This is a genomic window from Streptomyces sp. NPDC005266, assembly GCF_040607655.1.
Taxonomy (GTDB): Bacteria; Actinomycetota; Actinomycetes; order Streptomycetales; family Streptomycetaceae; genus Streptomyces.
Window position 1 is genome coordinate 110,066 of sequence record NZ_JBEXHC010000017.1, and the last position, 17,138, is coordinate 127,203.

Sequence of the window (17,138 nt, forward strand, 5' to 3'; positions counted from 1 at the left end):
CGGCCGAGGGGGTCAGGAGCGCGCCGCCGCCATCCGGCGGCCCTCGCGCGTCACGTCGTAGACGCCGGGCACGTTGCGCATGGCCCGCATCAGCGTCGGCAGCCGGCCCGCGTCGGGCAGCTGGAGCGTGTACGTATGGCGGACCCGCTGCTCGCGCGGCGGCTCGACGGCGGCGGCCACCACCTCCGCGCCCTCGGCGGCGATGGCCTCGGTGAGATCCGCGAGGAGATGCGGTCTGCTGAACGCCTCGGCGAAGAGAGTCACGCGGTAGTCGCCGCCTCCGTCGCCGTCGTCCTCGTCCGCCCAGCGGACCGGGACCGTGCCGCGCCCGGCCGCGGTCATCCGCGCCACGCCGGGACACTGCTCCCGGTGCACGGTGACGGCTCCACCGCGGACCGCGAAGCCGGTGATCGCGTCCGGCGGCACAGGGGTGCAGCATCGGGCGAGCCGTACGATCGCGCCGGGCAGGTCGACCACGATGCCCGCTTCGGGGCGCCCCGTCCCGGCCGCCGGGGTGGTGGGGGCGACGGCGGGGGGCGGCGCGGAGCCCTCGCCGTGCGAGGCGGGCTCGGGAGCCGGGGCGGCGGGATCCGCGGCAGGGTCGTCCTGGGGGTGCTGTTGCTGCTGCGGCTGCTGCCCGGGGTGGGAGGCCAGCCAGCGGTTGATGGCGATGCGGGCGGCGGGGGTACGGGCGTGGTCCAGCCACTCGGGCGAGGGCCCGTGCGATGCGGTGTCCCGGGCGTCGCCGGCCATCAGCAGCTGCAGGGTGTCGCCGTCGTGCAGCACCGTGCTCAGCGTCGCGATCCGGCCGTTGACCCGGGCCCCGATGCAGGAGTGGGCGTCCTCGCCGTACTGGGCGTACGCGGCGTCGACACAGCTTGCGCCCGCGGGCAGGCCGAGCGTGCCGCCGTCGGACCGGAAGACCGTGATCTCGCGGTCCTGGGCGAGATCGTCGCGGAGCGAGGTCCAGAAGATGTCGGGGTCCGGGGTGGCGCTCTGCCATTCGAGCAGCCGGGACAGCCAGCCGGGGCGGGTGGGGTCGGACCGCTCGCCGTCGGTGGCGTCGGCGGTCTCGGTGGGGGCGTACGGATTGCCGAGCGCGATCACCCCGGCCTCCGCCACCCGGTGCATCTGGTGCGTACGGATGAGGACTTCGGCGACCTCGCCGCCGCGCCCCGCCACCGCCGTGTGCAGCGACTGGTAGAGGTTGAACTTGGGGACGGCGATGAAGTCCTTGAACTCCGAGATGACCGGCGTGAAACAGGTGTGCAGCTCGCCGAGGACGGCATAGCAGTCGGCGTCCTCGCCGACGAGCACGAGCAGCCGGCCGAGGTCGGAGCCGGTCAGCTCGCCGCGCTTGAGCCCGACACGGTGGACGGACACGAAGTGCCGTGGCCTGACCAGGACTTCTGCGGCGATGCCCGCCTCGTGCAGCACCTTGCGTACGTCCTTGGCGGCGCGGGCGAGCGGGTCGGGGCGGCGGGCGTGGGCCAGCAGGAGGTCGCGGGTGCGGGCGTACTCCTCGGGGTGGAGGATGGCGAAGACCAGGTCCTCCAGCTCGGTCTTGAGCGCCTGCACCCCGAGCCGCTCGGCGAGCGGGATCAGCACATCGCGGGTGACCTTGGCGATGCGGGCCTGTTTCTCGGGGCGCATCACCCCCAGGGTGCGCATATTGTGCAGCCGGTCGGCCAGCTTGATCGACATGACCCGGACGTCGTTGCCGGTGGCGACGAGCATCTTGCGGAACGTCTCGGGCTCAGCGGCCGCCCCGTAATCGACCTTCTCCAACTTGGTGACGCCGTCGACGAGATAGCGCACCTCCTCGCCGAACTGCTCCCCGACCTGATCGAGGGTCACGTCGGTGTCCTCGACCGTGTCGTGGAGCAGCGAGGCCGTCAATGTCGTGGTCTCGGCGCCCAGTTCGGCGAGGATCAGCGTGACGGCCAGCGGATGGGTGATGTACGGCTCACCGCTCTTGCGCATCTGGCCGCGGTGCGAGGACTCGGCGAGGACGTACGCCTGGCGCAGCACATCCAGGTCGGCGCCGGGGTGGTGCGCCCGGTGGACCTTCGCCACATGCTCGATCGCGTCCGGCAGCCGGCCGCGGGACGCCGGACCGAGCAGGGCGGCCCGGCTGAACCTGCGGATATTGCGCAGGTCGATACGGGGGAGGCCGCGCCTGCGGCCGAGAGCGGCATGGTCTGTGGCCTCTGCGCTCATGGGCACCTCCGGCGGCGTCGAGCGTCAACCGGCGTGGGCACTCCCCCGGGGCCGGTGCTTGATGCTATCGAGCCCATCACGCACGGCCGACCGGCTCTCGCCCAGAGTGAAACGGATCACCCATTCGAGGGAGGTGTCAGCCAAGCGCTGTGTCCAGCCACGAGGGATCCAACTCCCCCTCGGCCACGATCACGGCAGGGCCGCTCATCTCCACCGTACCGTCCGGCCGCTCGCTTATGACAAGCCGCCCTCCGGGGACGTCCACGGTGTAGGTGACGGGCCGGCCGGTGACCGCCGGGTCGGCTCCGTCGCGGCGTGCGGCGGCCACCATGACGGCGCAGGCGCCGGTGCCGCAGGAGCGGGTCTCGCCGGAGCCGCGCTCGTGCACGCGCATCGCGACATGGCGCGGACCGCGGTCGACCACGAACTCGACATTGGTCCCGTGCGGATACACGGACGCGGGGTGGACGGCGGGGGCCGCGAAAAGATCGCCGGCCTGGCCGAGGTCGTCGACGAAGGCGACCGCGTGCGGGTTGCCCATGTTCACATGGCGGGCGGGCCAGCTGTGCTCGCCGACCGTGACCGTGATCGGGCCCTCGGGGCCGGGCTCGGGCAGCAGGGCCTTGCCCATGACGACCGTGATCGCGCCGAGTCGGTCCGGGGTGCCCGCGGTGCCACCGGTGTTCCCGGCGTCCTTGGCGATGTGGACGTGGCGCAGTCCGGCTCGGGTCGCGACCGCGAGATCACCCGCCTCGACCAGCCCGGCCCGCTGGAGGTAGCGGGCGAAGACCCGCACACCGTTGCCGCACATCTCGGCGATGCTGCCGTCGCTGTTGCGGTAGTCCATGAACCACTCGGCCTCGTCGGCCATGCCCCGGGCCTCGGAGTGCGCCGAGGACCGTACGACGCGGATCAGCCCGTCGCCGCCGATACCGGCCCGGCGGTCGCAGATCCGGGCGACGGCCTCCGCGGACAGGTCGAGACTGCCGTCCAGGTCGGGGACGATGACGAAGTCGTTCTCGGTGCCGTGGCCCTTGAGAAAGGCCGGCCGGGGCGCGGTGCTCATCCCTCGATCCTACGGGGCGCCCCGCATGCCGTCGCTCCGTGCCGGGGCACCGGCCCGGGCCCCTGCGGGGCGGCCGCCGGACACCCGTCAGCGGAGGCGGGCCACGCGCCAGAAGGTGAGCGCCGCGAGCAGCGCCACGATCACCACATAGAGCACCACGAAGCGCCAGTCCGGGCGGCGGCCCGAGCCCCGGGGCGGCAGTCCGGGCCAGGTGTAGCCCACCCGGCGGGCGGCCATCAGCCCCCAGCCCGCCGCACAGCAGCTGAGCAGCAAGCCGAGCATGGCCACGACCGCCCCGCCGTCCCCGAACTCGAAGGCGAGCGGGAAGGCGAACATCAGCGAGCCGAGGATGGCCAGGCCCACGATGGGCGCGATCTGCCAGATCCGCAGCCGACGCGGCGGGCGCAGCTCGCGGAAGGACTCCTCGGAGACCGGTTCGGAGCCGTCCTCCAGGACCGGAGCGCCGGGCTCGTGGACCGCTCCGGCCTCATCGGGGCCGTCCGGGGTCAGCGGCTCGGGATCGCCGTGCGGCGATTGCTGCGATGCGTCACGAGGGCCGGCCTCCATCGCCACACGCCCTCCCAACTCCAGACACCACGGCACGATCGGAGCTTGATGATGGCATGCCCGTGGGGGCCCTCATGACGAGCGGAGCGTCCCGATGCCATCACGTGATCAGGCTGTGACCGGCCGTTCAACCAACGCGAGCGCGTGTGCCAGGAGTTCCCCGCGGTGGGCGGCGGCGCCGTTGAGCCAGTGGACCCGCGGATCGCGGCGGAACCAGGAGTCCTGGCGGCGCGCGAACCGCTTGGTGGCACGCACGGTCTCGGCCCGCGCCTCGTCCTCGGTGCACTCCCCGGCGAGCGCGGCGAGCACCTGCTGATAGCCGAGCGCCCGGGAGGCCGTGCGGCCGGAGCGCAGGCCGGCGCGCTCAAGCCGGCGGACCTCCTCGACCAGCCCCGCGTCCCACATCCGGTCCACCCGCAGGGCGATCCGCTCGTCCAGCTCGGGTCGCTCGACGTCGACGCCGATCTGGAGGGTGTCGTAGATGGCCTCATGGCCCGGGAGATTGGCTGTGAAGGGACGCCCGGTGATCTCGATCACCTCCAGCGCCCGCACCACCCGGCGGCCGTTACTGGGCAGGATCGCCCGCGCCGCCTCGGGGTCGGCGGCCGCGAGCCGGGCGTGCAGAACGCCCGGGCCGTGCTCCGCCAGCTCGGCCTCGAGCCTGGCCCGGACGGCGGGGTCGGTGCCCGGGAACTCCAGCGCGTCGATGGCGCCGCGGATGTACAGGCCGGAGCCGCCGACGAGGACGGGCGTGCGCCCCTCGGCGAGCAGCCGGTCCATCTCGGCGCGGGCCAATCGCTGGTATTCGGCGACGCTGGCGGTCTGGGTCACATCCCAGATGTCCAGCAGCCGGTGCGGCACTCCGTGCCGCTCATCGTCCGTCAGCTTGGCGGTGCCGATGTCCATGCCCCGGTAGAGCTGCATGGAGTCGGCGTTGACGACCTCGCCGTCGAGATGTCGGGCGAGTGCGACGCCCAGATCGGACTTCCCGGCCGCGGTGGGGCCGACGACGGCGATGACTCGCGGCGGATGGCCTGCAGTATTCACCGGACCAGTCTCGCAAACCCTGGGGGCCTCCTCGAATGAGCGACGTGACGGGACACCGCCGGGTTCGTTGCCTGTTGCGAGGTTCCGAGGACCGGTTCGGGGAACCGGTCTCCGCGAGCGGCGCAATGGGACGCTCCGAGCGGTACGGGATTTCGCCCACACGAGTAGGGTATGGAGTAGTTATGGGCGTGTTTGCCAGGTTTCGTCGTGCTTCGAGGGAGGCGAGCCGTTCGTCCGAAGAGGCACGGGCTGCTGAAGCCGAGGCCATCGCGGTGACGGCGGAGCCGGAGCCCGGGACCGCTGACGAGCCGGAGGCGACACGGGGTGAGAAGGAGACCCCGGCGGGGCAGCGGTCCGCGGCCGAGGCGGCCGACAGCGAGGCCGGTGAGGGCGCCCGCACATAGGCATCCGACAAGGGAAGGTGCCCCATGGGCTTGATGGACAATTTCAAGGCCAAGGCCGGTCAGATGAAGGGCAAGGCCGGCAGCTTCGCGCAGCAGCACGAGGCCAGGATCGAGCGGGGTCTGGAGAAGGCCGCCAAGACGGTCGACACCAAGACCAAGGGCAAGTACAGCGGCAAGATCGAAACTGGCACGGGCAAGGCGAAGGACGCCCTCACCCGCCTCTCCCGCATGGACGAGGACAAGCCAAGGCATTAGAGCCGCGACGCAAGCGGGGGCCGCAGCCCCGGCGGCGAGAGCGTCTGTACCCCGTGGGCGCGTGGCCGCGAAGCGGAGGCTTCGCGGCCACGCGGAACCGTGCCGCCCGCCGGTCGCCCTCGTGGGGCTAGGACGACCAGGTCGCCACGAAGTACCCCACGCCGTACGGCGCCTCGTCATACCGCAACTCCCCCTTCAGCCGCGCCCCCTCGGCCGCCCCCGCGAGCACCTGCAGTGGCGCGCGGCCCGCCGCCTGCAGCTCGTACGCCAGCTCCTCGTCGAGCGCGACGAGGGCCCCGGCGTCCGCGGCCCCCAGCGCCCGCGCCACCTCGGCGTCGAACGGGGCCGCCCGCTCGTCGAGATAGCCCGGAGCCTTCAGCGTGCGGCACGCGGTGCCGTCGCCCATGACCAGCAGCGCGACCCGCTCCGCCTGCGCGGCGAGCTCCCTTCCGACTTCAATACACCGCTCGGCCGCGAGGGGTTCCCCCACGCCCAGCCCCTCCACGTCCACGGCCTCGTAGTCCCACCCCGTGCGCTCCAGCAGCCAGGCCCCGACGGCCAGCGAGGGCGGCAGAGCCGGTTCCACGGCGTCACCACCCGCCGGCTCACCGCCGGCCGTCCCGTCCCGGCCGAGCCGGACTTCCACGTCCACCCCGAAGCCGCGGAACGATCCGGTCGTGCCGCAGGGGTGAGGTCCGCGCCCGGCGGGCTCGGCCGGCCCGAGGACGATCAGACGCTCGGGCCGCGCCGCCGCGAGCACGCGCACCGCCTCGACGCACGCCGTGCGCAGCTCGTCCAGCTCAGGGGCGGCACCGGCGGCGATTTCGGGCACCAGCAGCGGCGGACACGGGCAGACGGCGGCGGCGATCAGCATGATCGCCAGCCTATCCGGCGGGCCGGGGCCGGGCGCCGGTCCTCCGGTGGCCGGAAACGGGCTCCGTCTCCGCTCAGCGCGGACCCGGCAGCGGTCGGTCCCGCTCAGTCACAGCCGCAGCCCGCGGCGGGCGCGGGCACCGGGGCCGGAGCGCCGACCGTGGGCAGCCCCAGCATCACGCCCGCGGGCTTCTTCTCCTCGGCCGCGTTGCGCCGCTCCCAGGCGTCGCCCGCGCGGGTGCGCCGCACGCCCCGCGCCGGGCCCTCGGCCAGCAGATGGTGCGGTGCGGCGTAGGTGATGTCGACGGTGACGACGTCGCCGGGGCGCACCGGCTCCTCGGGCCGGGCGAAGTGGACCAGGCGGTTGTCGGGGGCGCGGCCGGACAGCCGCCGCGTGGCGTCGTCCTTACGGCCCTCGCCCTCGGCGACCAGCACCTCCAGAGTGCGGCCGACCTGCTTCTTGTTCTCCTCCCAGGAGATCTCCTCCTGGAGGGCGACCAGCCGCTCGTAGCGCTGCTGCACGACCGCCTTGGGCACCTGCCCGTCCATCTCGGCGGCGGGCGTCCCGGGCCGCTTGGAGTACTGGAAGGTGAACGCCTGGGCGAACCGCGCCTCGCGCACCACATGCAACGTCTGCTCGAAGTCCTCGTCCGTCTCGCCGGGGAAGCCGACGATGATGTCGGTCGAGATGGCGGCGTCCGGCATGGCGGCGCGCACCTTCTCGATGATGCCGAGGTAGCGCTCCTGCCGGTACGAGCGGCGCATCGCCTTCAGCACCGTGTCCGAGCCGGACTGCAGTGGCATGTGCAGCTGCGGCATCACGTTCTCCGTCTCCGCCATGGCGGAGATGACATCGTCGGTGAAGTCGCGTGGATGCGGCGAGGTGAACCGGACCCGCTCCAGTCCCTCCACGCTTCCGCACGCGCGCAGCAGCTTGCTGAACGCCTCACGGTCGCCGATGTCGGAGCCGTACGCGTTCACGTTCTGGCCGAGCAGGGTGATCTCGGTGACGCCCTCGGCGACCAGCGCCTCCACCTCGGCGAGGATGTCGCCGGGGCGGCGGTCCTTCTCCTTGCCGCGCAGCGCCGGGACGATGCAGAAGGTGCAGGTGTTGTTGCAGCCGACCGAAATGGAGACCCACGCCGCGTACGCGGACTCGCGCCGGGTCGGAAGCGTCGAGGGGAATGCCTCCAGGGCCTCGGCGATCTCGACCTGGGCCTCCTCCTGGACGCGGGCCCGCTCCAGGAGCACCGGCAGGCTGCCGATGTTGTGCGTGCCGAAGACCACGTCGACCCACGGCGCCTTCTTGACGATGGTGTCGCGGTCCTTCTGGGCCAGGCATCCGCCGACGGCGATCTGCATGCCCGGGCGCCGCGCCTTGATCGGTGCGAGCCGGCCCAGATTGCCGTACAGGCGGTTGTCGGCGTTCTCCCGCACCGCGCAGGTGTTGAAGACGACGATGTCGGCCTCGCCCTCACCGGTGCCTTCCGGCGCACGGACATAGCCAGCGTCTTCCAGGAGGCCGGAAAGCCGTTCGGAGTCGTGGACGTTCATCTGACACCCGTAGGTGCGCACCTCATATGTCTTCGCACTCATCTCAATCGACCAGGGTACGTGTTCGTGCCGCTCCCCCGCCCCTCCCTTGCGGGGACGAGGCCTGGCAGGATCCTCGCCATGGCCGTCACTCTTCCGCCCCTCGGCAGACGCCGCGCCCTGCAGTCCGCGGCCACGGGCCTGGTCGCCCTCGCGCTGCTGCTGTGGTGGCTGCTGCCGCTGGGCGGCGGGCCCTCGCCCAGCGGGCGGGTGACCTTCGCGACGGGCGTCTCCACCGGGGTCTACGAGACCTACGGCGAGATGCTCAAGCGGGACCTCGCCGGAAGCCTTCCGGATGTGGATGTACGGCTTGTGCGGACCAGGGGGTCCCCGGACAACGTCGAGCGGCTGGCCGAGGGCCGGGCCACCTTCGCCATCGCCGCCACCGACGCGGTCGCCAAGTACCACGGCAAGGGGGCGGAGCGGCTGCGCGCCTGCGCACGGCTGTACGACGACTACATGCAGCTGGTCGTCCCGCGGGGTTCGAAGGTGCGCTCGGCCCGGGATCTGAAGCGGCTGCGGGTCGGCGTGGGCGACGACGGCTCGGGCGTACAGCTGATCACCCGGGCCCTGATCAAGGCCGCCGGGCTCGACTTCCGCACGGACATCCGGGCGGAACGCGTCGGCATCGACAAGATGCCGGGCCTGCTGAAGGCGGGCAAGCTGGACGCCTTCTTCTGGTCGGGCGGGCTGCCCACCACCGCGGTGCGCACCCTGGCCCGGGACTATCCGATCCGGCTCGTCCAGCTCGGCGATCTCACCGGGCCGCTGCACCGGCAGGGCGGGGTGACGCGGTACTACCGGGCGGCGACCGTGCCGGCCGACGCGTACGGGGAGATACGCCGTCCGGAGCCAGTCAAGACGATCGCGGTACCGAATCTCCTCGTCACCACGGACCGGGTGGACCCCGATCTGGCCGAGGGCGTCACCCGCACGGTGATCAGGAACCGGGACCGCATCGGGGAGAAGGTGCACGCCGCGCAGAAGGTGGATCTGCGGACGGCCGTCTTCACCGATCCCCTCTCGCTCCACAAGGGCGCCGCGCGCTACTACCGCTCGGTCAAGCCGTAGCCGGCAGGCGGCCCGGTGCCCTGGTCGCGGGGCGGCCTGGTGCGCGGGACGGTGATCGTCACCCGCAGACCGCACGGCTCGTTGGGGGCGTAGGCGATCGTGGCCCCGCCCGCGGTGAGCAGCGCGCGGGTGATGGACAGGCCCAGGCCGGAGCCCGAGACGTTCTGGTGGCGGCTGCTGCGCCAGAAGCGGTCGCCGATCCGGGCGAGTTCGTCCTCGGTGAGACCGGGGCCGCCGTCGGCGACGGTGATGGCGACGGTGTCGCCTTCGGTCCGTGCCGAGACCTCCACCCGCGCTCCGCCGGGCGTGAACTTCAGGGCGTTGTCCACGACGGCGTCCAGGGCGCTGGACAGGGCCACCGGGTCGGCCCACCCGGTCACGGCCCCGGGGCCGGTGTGGGCGAGCTCGACCTCCTCGCGCCGGGCGACCGGAAGCCAGGCGTCCACCCGGTCGGCGGCCAACGCGGCGATATCGGTGAGCCGCAGGTCGGCGGCGGAGTGCTCGGCGAGGGCGAGGTCGAGGAGGTCGTCGACGACGCGGGCCAGCCGTTTGCCCTCCGTGCGCACCGAGGCGATCTCCTCGTGGCCGTCCGGCAGTTCCAGCGCCAGCAGCTCGATGCGCAGCAGCAGCGCGGAGAGCGGATTGCGCAGCTGATGGGAGGCGTCGGCGACGAACGCCCGCTGCTGCTCGAGGACTTCCTCGACGTTGTCGGCCATCTCGTTGAAGGAGCGGGCCAGTCGGCGCAGCTCCGGCGGCCCGGAGGCGGCCGCGACCCGTGACTGCATCCGTCCGGTCGCGATGTCGTGCGTGGCGGTGTCCAGGATCCGCACGGGCCGCAGCACCCAGCCGGTGAGGCGGATGGCGGCCCCGACGGCCAGCAGCATCGCGGCGCACTCGCCCGCGCCGATCAGCAGCCAGCCGTGCAGGATGCCCGACCGCATCTGCCCGGTGGGCGAGTCGGTGACGACGACGGCCACGACATCGCCGTCCCGTACGACGGGCGATGCGACGGTGATCCTGCCCCGCCGCCAGGGCCACACCTGGTGCGGGTCGTGGCTGCGGCGGCCGGCGAGGGCCTCGTCGAACGCCTGGGCACCCTCGCCGCCCCCCGGCAGCCGCCAGCCGGTGGGCGCCTCGGCCATGGGCCGCGCGTTCCGGTCCCGGTAGAAGACGCCGGCCCGGATGCCGTACAGATCGTGATAGCGCCGCAGCTCGGCGCGCAGGGTGTCCAGCCGCTCGTCCCCGTCGGAGGCGGCCGTGTCCGAGGGGCCGACGGTGACGAACTGGGCGAGCGCGGCGAACCGCGCCGTGTCGTCGATCCGGTCGACCACCACCCGCTGCTGTTCGCGCGCGGCCAGACTCCCGGCCAGCGGAAAGCCGAGCGCGAGCAGCACGCCCGCCATCAGGACGATGAGCAGCGGGAGGAGTCGGGTGCGCACCGGGGCCGGCCCTGGCCGCTCAGGCGGCCGGAGCCACGAGGCGGTAGCCCACGCCCCGGACCGTCTCGATCAGGGCGGGCATCCGCAGCTTGGAGCGGAGCGAGGCGATGTGCACCTCCAGGGTGCGCCCGGTCCCCTCCCAACTGGTGCGCCAGACCTCGCTGATGATCTGCTCACGGCGGAAGACCACACCGGGGCGCTGCGCGAGCAGCGCGAGCAGGTCGAATTCCTTGCGGGTGAGGGAGACGGCGGCGCCTCCCACCGAGACCTGGCGGGTGGGCAGCTCGATGGTCACCGCGCCGAGCCGCAGCGGCGGCTGGGGCCCGTCCGGCGCCTCGTCGCCGGCCGTGCCGGAGTCGTGGGTGACGGTACGGCGGCTGACGGCATGGATGCGGGCGAGCAGCTCCATGGTGTCGTACGGCTTGACCACATAGTCGTCGGCGCCGAGGTTGAGGCCGTGTATGCGGGAGCGTACGTCCGCGCGCGCCGTCACCATGATCACTGGCGTGGCGGTGCGCTTGCGGATCTTGCCGCACACCTCGAATCCATCCTGGTCCGGGAGCCCGAGGTCGAGGAGCACGACGCCGAAGGGCGCGCCCGAGTCGGGCAGCAGCGCCTGCAGCGCCTCCTCACCGCTGCGGGCGTGCGTGACCTCGAAGCCGTGCCGGGAGAGCACTGCGGACAGGGCCGCGGCGACATGGTTGTCGTCCTCGACGAGCAGCAGTCTCACCGGCCCTCCGCCACCTTCCGCATCAGGGGGATCCGCGCCCCGGAGTCGATGGCCACGATGCATGGCCTCAGGGCATCCATCCCGATTCGGGCGCATCCGTCAAGACGCATTCCGTCGCGTAGTGGTTTCCGTTATGCAGCCGGTACGCCACCCCCTCACCCCGTTTACACAGCGTGCCGGGTCGAAGCCATATCGTTATGCTCAATTTCCGCTCAGATGTAATGACGCAGGTCGCAGCGGCTCATTAAGGTCCTCCCAACCGAGGAGGATGGAGCGAGACGCCGATGAGCGAAGTATCGGTGACCAAGGACGCCACACCGGTGGCGAACGCGTTGGTCGCGCTGTCAGGAGTCAACAAGCACTTCGGCGCGCTGCATGTGCTCCAGGACATCGATCTGACCATAAACCGGGGCGAAGTGGTCGTCGTCATCGGGCCGTCCGGGTCCGGCAAGTCCACGCTGTGCCGCACGATCAACCGGCTGGAGACGATCGACGCCGGCAGCATCACGATCGACGGCAAGCCGCTGCCCCAGGAGGGCAGGGAGCTCGCCCGGCTGCGCGCGGACGTCGGCATGGTCTTCCAGTCCTTCAACCTCTTCGCGCACAAGACGGTGCTCGAGAACGTGGCGATGGGTCAGGTCAAGGTCCGTAAGGCGAACAAGAAGGCCGCCGAGGAGAAGGCCCGGAAGCTGCTCGACCGGGTGGGCGTGGGCGCCCAGGCGGACAAGTACCCCGCCCAGCTGTCCGGTGGCCAGCAGCAGCGCGTGGCCATCGCCCGCGCGCTGGCCATGGACCCCAAGGTGATGCTCTTCGACGAGCCGACCTCGGCGCTCGACCCGGAGATGATCAACGAGGTGCTGGAGGTCATGCAGCAGCTCGCCCGGGACGGCATGACGATGATCGTCGTCACCCACGAGATGGGCTTCGCGCGCTCCGCCGCGAACCGGGTGGTCTTCATGGCCGACGGCCGGATCGTCGAAGAGGCCGAGCCGGACCAGTTCTTCAACAACCCCCGCAGTGACCGGGCCAAGGACTTCCTGTCGAAGATCCTCCACCACTGAGCCGGGCGGCGGCTCAGCGGGCCGCCACCACGTTCCGCCAGTACGTACTCGATCAAGAGGGATGGGCACCATGAGCATTCGTAAGACGGCCGCGGCGGCCACGGTGATTCTCGCGCTGACCGCGACGGCGACCGCCTGTGGCGGCGACTCGGGCACCGCCGGCGACAAGCCGAAGGGGGGCGACGTCAAGAGCGGCACGTACAAGGTCGCCAAGGACGTGAAGCTGGACTCGCAGACCCTGAAGAAGGCGCAGAAGCGCGGCAAGCTCGTCATCGGCGCCAAGGCCGACCAGCCCTTCCTCGGCTTCGTGGACACCGAGGGCAAGCGTTCCGGCTTCGACATCGAGATCGCCAAGATGATCGCCGCCGACCTCGGCTTCTCCGAGAAGCAGATCGAGTTCAAGACGGTCGACACCAATGTCCGCGAGACCTCGATCTCCAAGGGCCAGGTCGACTACTACGTCGGCACCTACACCATCAACGACGAGCGCAAGAAGCAGGTCGGCTTCGCGGGCCCGTACTACCAGGCCGGCGCCGATCTGCTGGTCCGCAAGGACGAGAAGGGCATCACCGGCCCGGACAGCGTCAAGGGCAAGAAGGTCTGCTCGATCGTCGGCTCCACTCCGCTCCAGGAGATCAAGAAGTCGAAGTACGGCGCCAAGACCACCGAGCTGGGCAAGTACTCGCTCTGCGTCAAGCAGCTGCTCGACGGCCAGGTCGACGCGGTCACCACCGATGACGCGATCCTCAAGGGCTACGCCGCCCAGCGCCCGAGCAAGCTCAAGGTGGTCGGCAAGCCGTTCACCGAGGAGCCTTACGGCGTCGGCATGGACAAGGGCGACAAGGTGCTGCGTGACGCGATCACCGACGCTCTTGAGAAGCACATCAAGAACGGTGACTACAAGAAGGCGTACGAAGGCACGCTCGGCAAGTCCGGCTCCTCCTACGTCGCGCCGAAGACGCCCCTGCCCCGTTACTGAGCAGGTTCCCCGTTCCCCTCGAAGCCGGTGCGCTCCGCACGCCGCTGACCTGACCGCTACCGCGGAGAATCGATGAACGTACTCCTCGATCATTTGCCCGAGTTCCGCGAGGGGTTCCTGGGAACCCTTGCCATCACGGCGGCCAGTGCGGCGCTCGCCCTCGTCCTGGGCATTCTCATAGCCGGCTTCCGGGTGTCCCCCATTCCGCCGCTGCGGGCGTTCGGCACGGCATGGGTCACCCTGCTGCGCAACACCCCGCTGACCCTGCTGTTCCTGGTCGCGTTCTTCGTGATCCCCCAGATCTTCTTCCCGGGGACGAGCCCGTTCGTCCTCGCGACGGGGGCACTGGGCTGCTATACGTCGTCCTTCGTCTGCGAGGCCGTGCGGTCCGGTATCAATACCGTGCCGCTCGGCCAGGCGGAGGCCGCCCGCAGCCTGGGGATGACCTTTTTCCAGACCCTGCGGATGATCGTCCTGCCGCAGGCCACCCGGACCGTGCTTCCCCCCATGAGCAGCATCTTCATCGCGCTCACCAAGAACTCCGCCATCGCGGGCGCGTTCAGCAACACCGAACTGTTCAATATCTCGAAGCTGCTGAGTGACAAGGGCTTCGCGATCGGCTGGATCTTCCTGTGGATCGCGCTGTCCTACCTCATCATCACCTTCGCCATCAGCGGCGTCTTCCGACTGCTGGAGAGCCGCCTGGAGGTGGCCCGATGAGTTCGAGCGTCCTGTACGACGCGCCGGGCCCCAAGGCCCGCATCCGCAACCGCGTTTACTCGGTCGTCGGTTCCCTGGCCGTCCTCGGCCTCATTCTCTTCGCCGTACTGCGCCTGAATGCCAAGGGCCAGTTCGCCCCGGAGATGTGGAACGTCTTCAACAACGCGGGTGTGCGCACCAATATCCGCGACGGTGTGCTCACCACGCTCAAGGTGTTCGCGGTGGCGGCGGTCCTGTCGCTGCTGCTCGGCACCCTGCTCGCCGTCGGCAGGCTCTCGGACCACAAGCCCGTCCGCTGGTTCGCCACCGGCTTCATCGAGCTGTTCCGGGCCATTCCGCTGCTGATCACCATCTACGTGCTGTGGGTGCTCTTCCTGACCTACCGCTCCGATCTGGGATTCAGCGGCGACGGTACGGCCTTCTGGGCGCTGGTCATCGGCCTCACCGTCTACAACGGGTCGGTGCAGGCCGAAGTCCTGCGGGCGGGCATCAACGCGGTGCCCAAGGGGCAGCGGGAGGCCGCGTACGCACTGGGCATGACCAAGACCCAGGTCATGGTGACCGTCCTGATCCCCCAGGCCGTGCGGGCGATGCTGCCGACCATCATCAGCCAGCTCGTGGTGACCCTGAAGGACACCTCGCTCGGCTTCGTGATCACCTACGAGGAGCTGCTGTACGCGCTGCAGCAGATGGCGGGCAATATCGTCGTCAACGACGAGAACCCATATGTACCGATGATCATCGTCGGCGGTGTCATCTACATCTCCATGTGCATGGCCCTGTCCGCGCTCGCCACCTGGATCGAGCGGCGCGGCCGGCGCACCAAGACCGGCATCCCGGTCGCCGACGCCGCCCAGCCGCTCGCCGCGGGCGACGCGCTCGACACCATCGACCATCCCGCGGCGGAGGCACCGGTCGCCAAGACGAACTGAGGTACGCCGAACGGGGGTACGCCGAATCCTCCCGGGGCGGTGGCGCACGCGCCACCGCCCCTTCGTCGCTTGACGCGGGCACCGGCAATAGGTTGCATGCTTTCTGTGATCGCTCACCGGGTTTCAACTGCCAGTTTCCGTACCTCACGTACGGCCCGCAGCGCTTCAGGAACCGCGCCGTGGACCCGGTGATCGTCGCCGGGGCGGGTCCGGTCGGCCTCACCCTGGCCCTCGCACTCGCCCGCCTCGACGTGCCCGTCGTCCTGTTGGACGAATCCTCGGGCAGCGACGAGAGCCGCCTCGCCCGCACCGTCGTGCTGCGCCCGGACACCGCCGCCCTGCTGGAGCGGCTGGGCTGCCGGGCCGCCGCCCGCACGGAGCCATGGGCCGGATGGCGCACCCTGCGGCGGCGGCAGCTGGTGCGGCAGCTGCCGCTCATCCCCGGCAGCCTCTTCGGCGCCGGGCGCGGCATCGACCTGCCCGGCGCCCGCGACGGCGACGCCGCCGGCGGGCACGAGGGCGACGAGACGGACGCGCCCACGGCGTCGGCGACGACCTCGCCGGTGCATCTGCCGCAGCACGAACTCACCCGGGCGCTGCGAGGGGCGCTGGCCGCCGTCGGCGACGAGGACCTGGTCCGGGTCGTCTCCGGCACCCGGCTCGACACCTTGGAACAGGACGCCCACGGGGTCAGCGTGCTCACCCGGGGCGCCCAGGCCACCTGGTGGCGGGGCAGCTATGTGGTCGGCTGCGACGGGCCGCGGTCCACCGTCCGCAAGGTCCTCGGCGTGCGCTTCCCGGGCCGTACGGCGGTGGAGCGGCACGCGGTCGCGGCGCTGCGCGCCGAACTCCCCTGGCCCGGCGAGGCCGTACTGCACCGCTCGCCGCCGTGGCGCAGCATCGATGCCGAGGTGACCGCCCGTCCGTTGCCCCGCGGGGTGTGGCGGATCGACTGGCTGCTGCCGCCGGGCCGCGATTTCGTCACCCCCGACGCCCTGATGGTCCGGGTGCGCGACACCCTCGCGGGGTGGTGCGGGGATTCCGCACTCCCCTATGAGCTACTGGACACCGGTGTGCACACCGTGCACCACCGGCTCGCGCGCCGCTGGCGCGTCGGTCGCGCCTTCCTGGCCGGGGACGCGGCCCATCTGCTCGGCGCGCTCGGCACCCAGGGGCTGGAGGAAGGGCTGCGGGACGTCGGGAACCTCGCCTGGAAGCTGTCCCTCGCCTGGCACCACGGGGCTTCGGACGCGCTGCTCGACAGCTACCAGACGGAACGGCGCGGAGCCGTCGGCGCCCGGCTGCGCGCGGCGGACCAGGCGCTGCCGCTGGTACGGGCGGCCGGCGGCTGGCACGCGGTACGGCGCACCGTGCTCCCCGGCGGGGCGCGCAGCCATGACGCGCTGCTCACCGACGGTCACCTCGGCCGCGGCCCGCTGGGCGCGCCGCCGGTCTACGGACGCTCGCCGCTGACCCCCGTGGCACCCCCGGAGGGCTCGGTCACGGTAGGCACGCCGACCGGGGCGCTGGTCGCCGATGTGCCGGTGACCGCGCCGGACGGCTCGCTCGTACGGCTGCGCGAGCGCCTGGGCCGGGAGCTGCTGGTGGTGCTGATCGCCCCCGGGACCGGGGTGTGGGAACGCCGCCACTGGATGCGCGCCGGGCTGATGCCACGGCTCGCGGCGGCGGTCGCGGCACTGCCGGTACGGACCGAACTGCTGGTCGCCGAGGAGTACCCGGGTGCCCCGGCCCACACCGTGCTGCTGGTGCGGCCGGACGGCCATCTCGCCGCGGCACTGTCCGGGGTGCGGCCGAGCGAGCTGTACGCGTGCGCGGACGCGGCACGGGGCGGGGACGCCGCGCGGGGTACGCCGTCGAGGGACGCGGAGGCGACGGCACGCCGGTAGCGCGGGGGACGCGGCACGGGGCGGAGAGGCCACGGCACGCCGGTACCCCGGGCGACGCGGCACGGGGCGGGGACGCCACGCGGGGTACGCCATCGAGGGACGCGGAGGCGACGGCACGCCGGTAGCGCGGGGGACGCGGCACGGGGCGGAGAGGCCACGGCACACCGGTAACCCGGGCGACGCGGCACGGGGCGGAGAGGCCACGGCACACCGGTAACCCGGGCGACGCGGCACGGGGCGGAGAGGCCACGGCACGCCGGTACCCCGGGCGACG

The 17,138-nt window shown here is 71.7% G+C and carries 15 protein-coding genes; 7 read left to right on the forward strand and 8 right to left on the reverse strand.

Translation table 11 applies throughout. From position 1 onward, the window contains the following. Positions 1–12 precede the first annotated feature (12 nt). From ABZU99_RS25840 to miaA, 4 genes are all read right to left on the reverse strand, one after another. On the reverse strand, positions 13–2,220 hold the full coding sequence (locus ABZU99_RS25840; RefSeq protein ID WP_355952766.1) for an HD domain-containing protein: 2,208 nt from the start codon (positions 2,218–2,220) through the stop codon (positions 13–15). A 136-nt stretch (positions 2,221–2,356) separates the two neighbouring features. Further along, on the reverse strand, positions 2,357–3,286 hold the full coding sequence (dapF, locus tag ABZU99_RS25845) for a diaminopimelate epimerase (protein ID WP_356049715.1): 930 nt from the start codon (positions 3,284–3,286) through the stop codon (positions 2,357–2,359). A gap of 87 nt (positions 3,287–3,373) precedes the next feature. Beyond that, a complete protein-coding gene (locus ABZU99_RS25850) occupies positions 3,374–3,853 on the reverse strand; it encodes a hypothetical protein (RefSeq protein ID WP_355952800.1) in 480 nt (159 codons plus the stop codon). 108 nt (positions 3,854–3,961) lie between these two features. Next, entirely contained in the window at positions 3,962–4,900 is a 939-nt protein-coding gene (gene miaA / locus ABZU99_RS25855; RefSeq protein WP_356049713.1) for a tRNA (adenosine(37)-N6)-dimethylallyltransferase MiaA, read from the reverse strand. 428 nt (positions 4,901–5,328) lie between these two features. Here miaA and ABZU99_RS25860 point away from each other — a divergent pair, with 428 nt between their 5' ends. Continuing rightward, positions 5,329–5,559, forward strand: coding sequence for an antitoxin (locus ABZU99_RS25860; protein WP_355952756.1), 231 nt, complete (start codon positions 5,329–5,331; stop codon positions 5,557–5,559). 127 nt (positions 5,560–5,686) lie between these two features. Here ABZU99_RS25860 and ABZU99_RS25865 read toward each other — a convergent pair whose 3' ends face one another. Together ABZU99_RS25865 and miaB are read right to left on the reverse strand one after the other, a co-directional pair. Then, positions 5,687–6,433, reverse strand: a complete 747-nt coding sequence (locus ABZU99_RS25865) for a class III extradiol dioxygenase subunit B-like domain-containing protein (RefSeq protein ID WP_356049711.1) — start codon at positions 6,431–6,433, stop codon at positions 5,687–5,689. Between the two features lie 104 nt (positions 6,434–6,537). Beyond that, on the reverse strand, positions 6,538–8,028 hold the full coding sequence (gene miaB, locus ABZU99_RS25870; RefSeq protein ID WP_355952750.1) for a tRNA (N6-isopentenyl adenosine(37)-C2)-methylthiotransferase MiaB: 1,491 nt from the start codon (positions 8,026–8,028) through the stop codon (positions 6,538–6,540). 78 nt (positions 8,029–8,106) lie between these two features. On the opposite strand from miaB, the gene ABZU99_RS25875 reads away from it, so the two are divergent. Beyond that, positions 8,107–9,096: a TAXI family TRAP transporter solute-binding subunit gene (locus tag ABZU99_RS25875; RefSeq protein WP_355952747.1), complete on the forward strand. Its 990-nt coding sequence runs from the start codon at positions 8,107–8,109 to the stop codon at positions 9,094–9,096. Here the strand turns inward: ABZU99_RS25875 and ABZU99_RS25880 are convergent. Then, positions 9,075–10,535 carry a HAMP domain-containing sensor histidine kinase gene (locus ABZU99_RS25880; RefSeq protein ID WP_356049708.1) on the reverse strand — a complete coding sequence of 487 codons (1,461 nt, stop codon included), beginning with the start codon at positions 10,533–10,535 and terminating at the stop codon, positions 9,075–9,077. The two genes, ABZU99_RS25875 and ABZU99_RS25880, sit on opposite strands and share 22 nt — an antisense overlap. A 19-nt stretch (positions 10,536–10,554) precedes the next feature. Then, positions 10,555–11,265, reverse strand: coding sequence for a response regulator transcription factor (locus ABZU99_RS25885; RefSeq protein WP_355952741.1), 711 nt, complete (start codon positions 11,263–11,265; stop codon positions 10,555–10,557). A gap of 284 nt (positions 11,266–11,549) precedes the next feature. Between ABZU99_RS25885 and ABZU99_RS25890 the strand changes: the two genes are divergently transcribed. The 5 genes from ABZU99_RS25890 (at position 11,550) to ABZU99_RS25910 (ending at position 16,864) form a co-directional block, all read left to right on the forward strand. Continuing rightward, on the forward strand, positions 11,550–12,326 hold the full coding sequence (locus tag ABZU99_RS25890; RefSeq protein ID WP_356049706.1) for an amino acid ABC transporter ATP-binding protein: 777 nt from the start codon (positions 11,550–11,552) through the stop codon (positions 12,324–12,326). A 70-nt stretch (positions 12,327–12,396) separates the two neighbouring features. After that, positions 12,397–13,305: a glutamate ABC transporter substrate-binding protein gene (locus ABZU99_RS25895; RefSeq protein WP_356049704.1), complete on the forward strand. Its 909-nt coding sequence runs from the start codon at positions 12,397–12,399 to the stop codon at positions 13,303–13,305. 72 nt (positions 13,306–13,377) lie between these two features. Further along, positions 13,378–14,025: an amino acid ABC transporter permease gene (locus ABZU99_RS25900; protein ID WP_355952733.1), complete on the forward strand. Its 648-nt coding sequence runs from the start codon at positions 13,378–13,380 to the stop codon at positions 14,023–14,025. Next, positions 14,022–14,957, forward strand: a complete 936-nt coding sequence (locus tag ABZU99_RS25905) for an amino acid ABC transporter permease (protein WP_355952730.1) — start codon at positions 14,022–14,024, stop codon at positions 14,955–14,957. Before ABZU99_RS25900 ends, ABZU99_RS25905 begins: the two co-directional genes overlap by 4 nt. A gap of 179 nt (positions 14,958–15,136) precedes the next feature. Further along, positions 15,137–16,864, forward strand: coding sequence for an FAD-dependent monooxygenase (locus tag ABZU99_RS25910; protein ID WP_356049702.1), 1,728 nt, complete (start codon positions 15,137–15,139; stop codon positions 16,862–16,864). Positions 16,865–17,138: the final 274 nt, after the last annotated feature.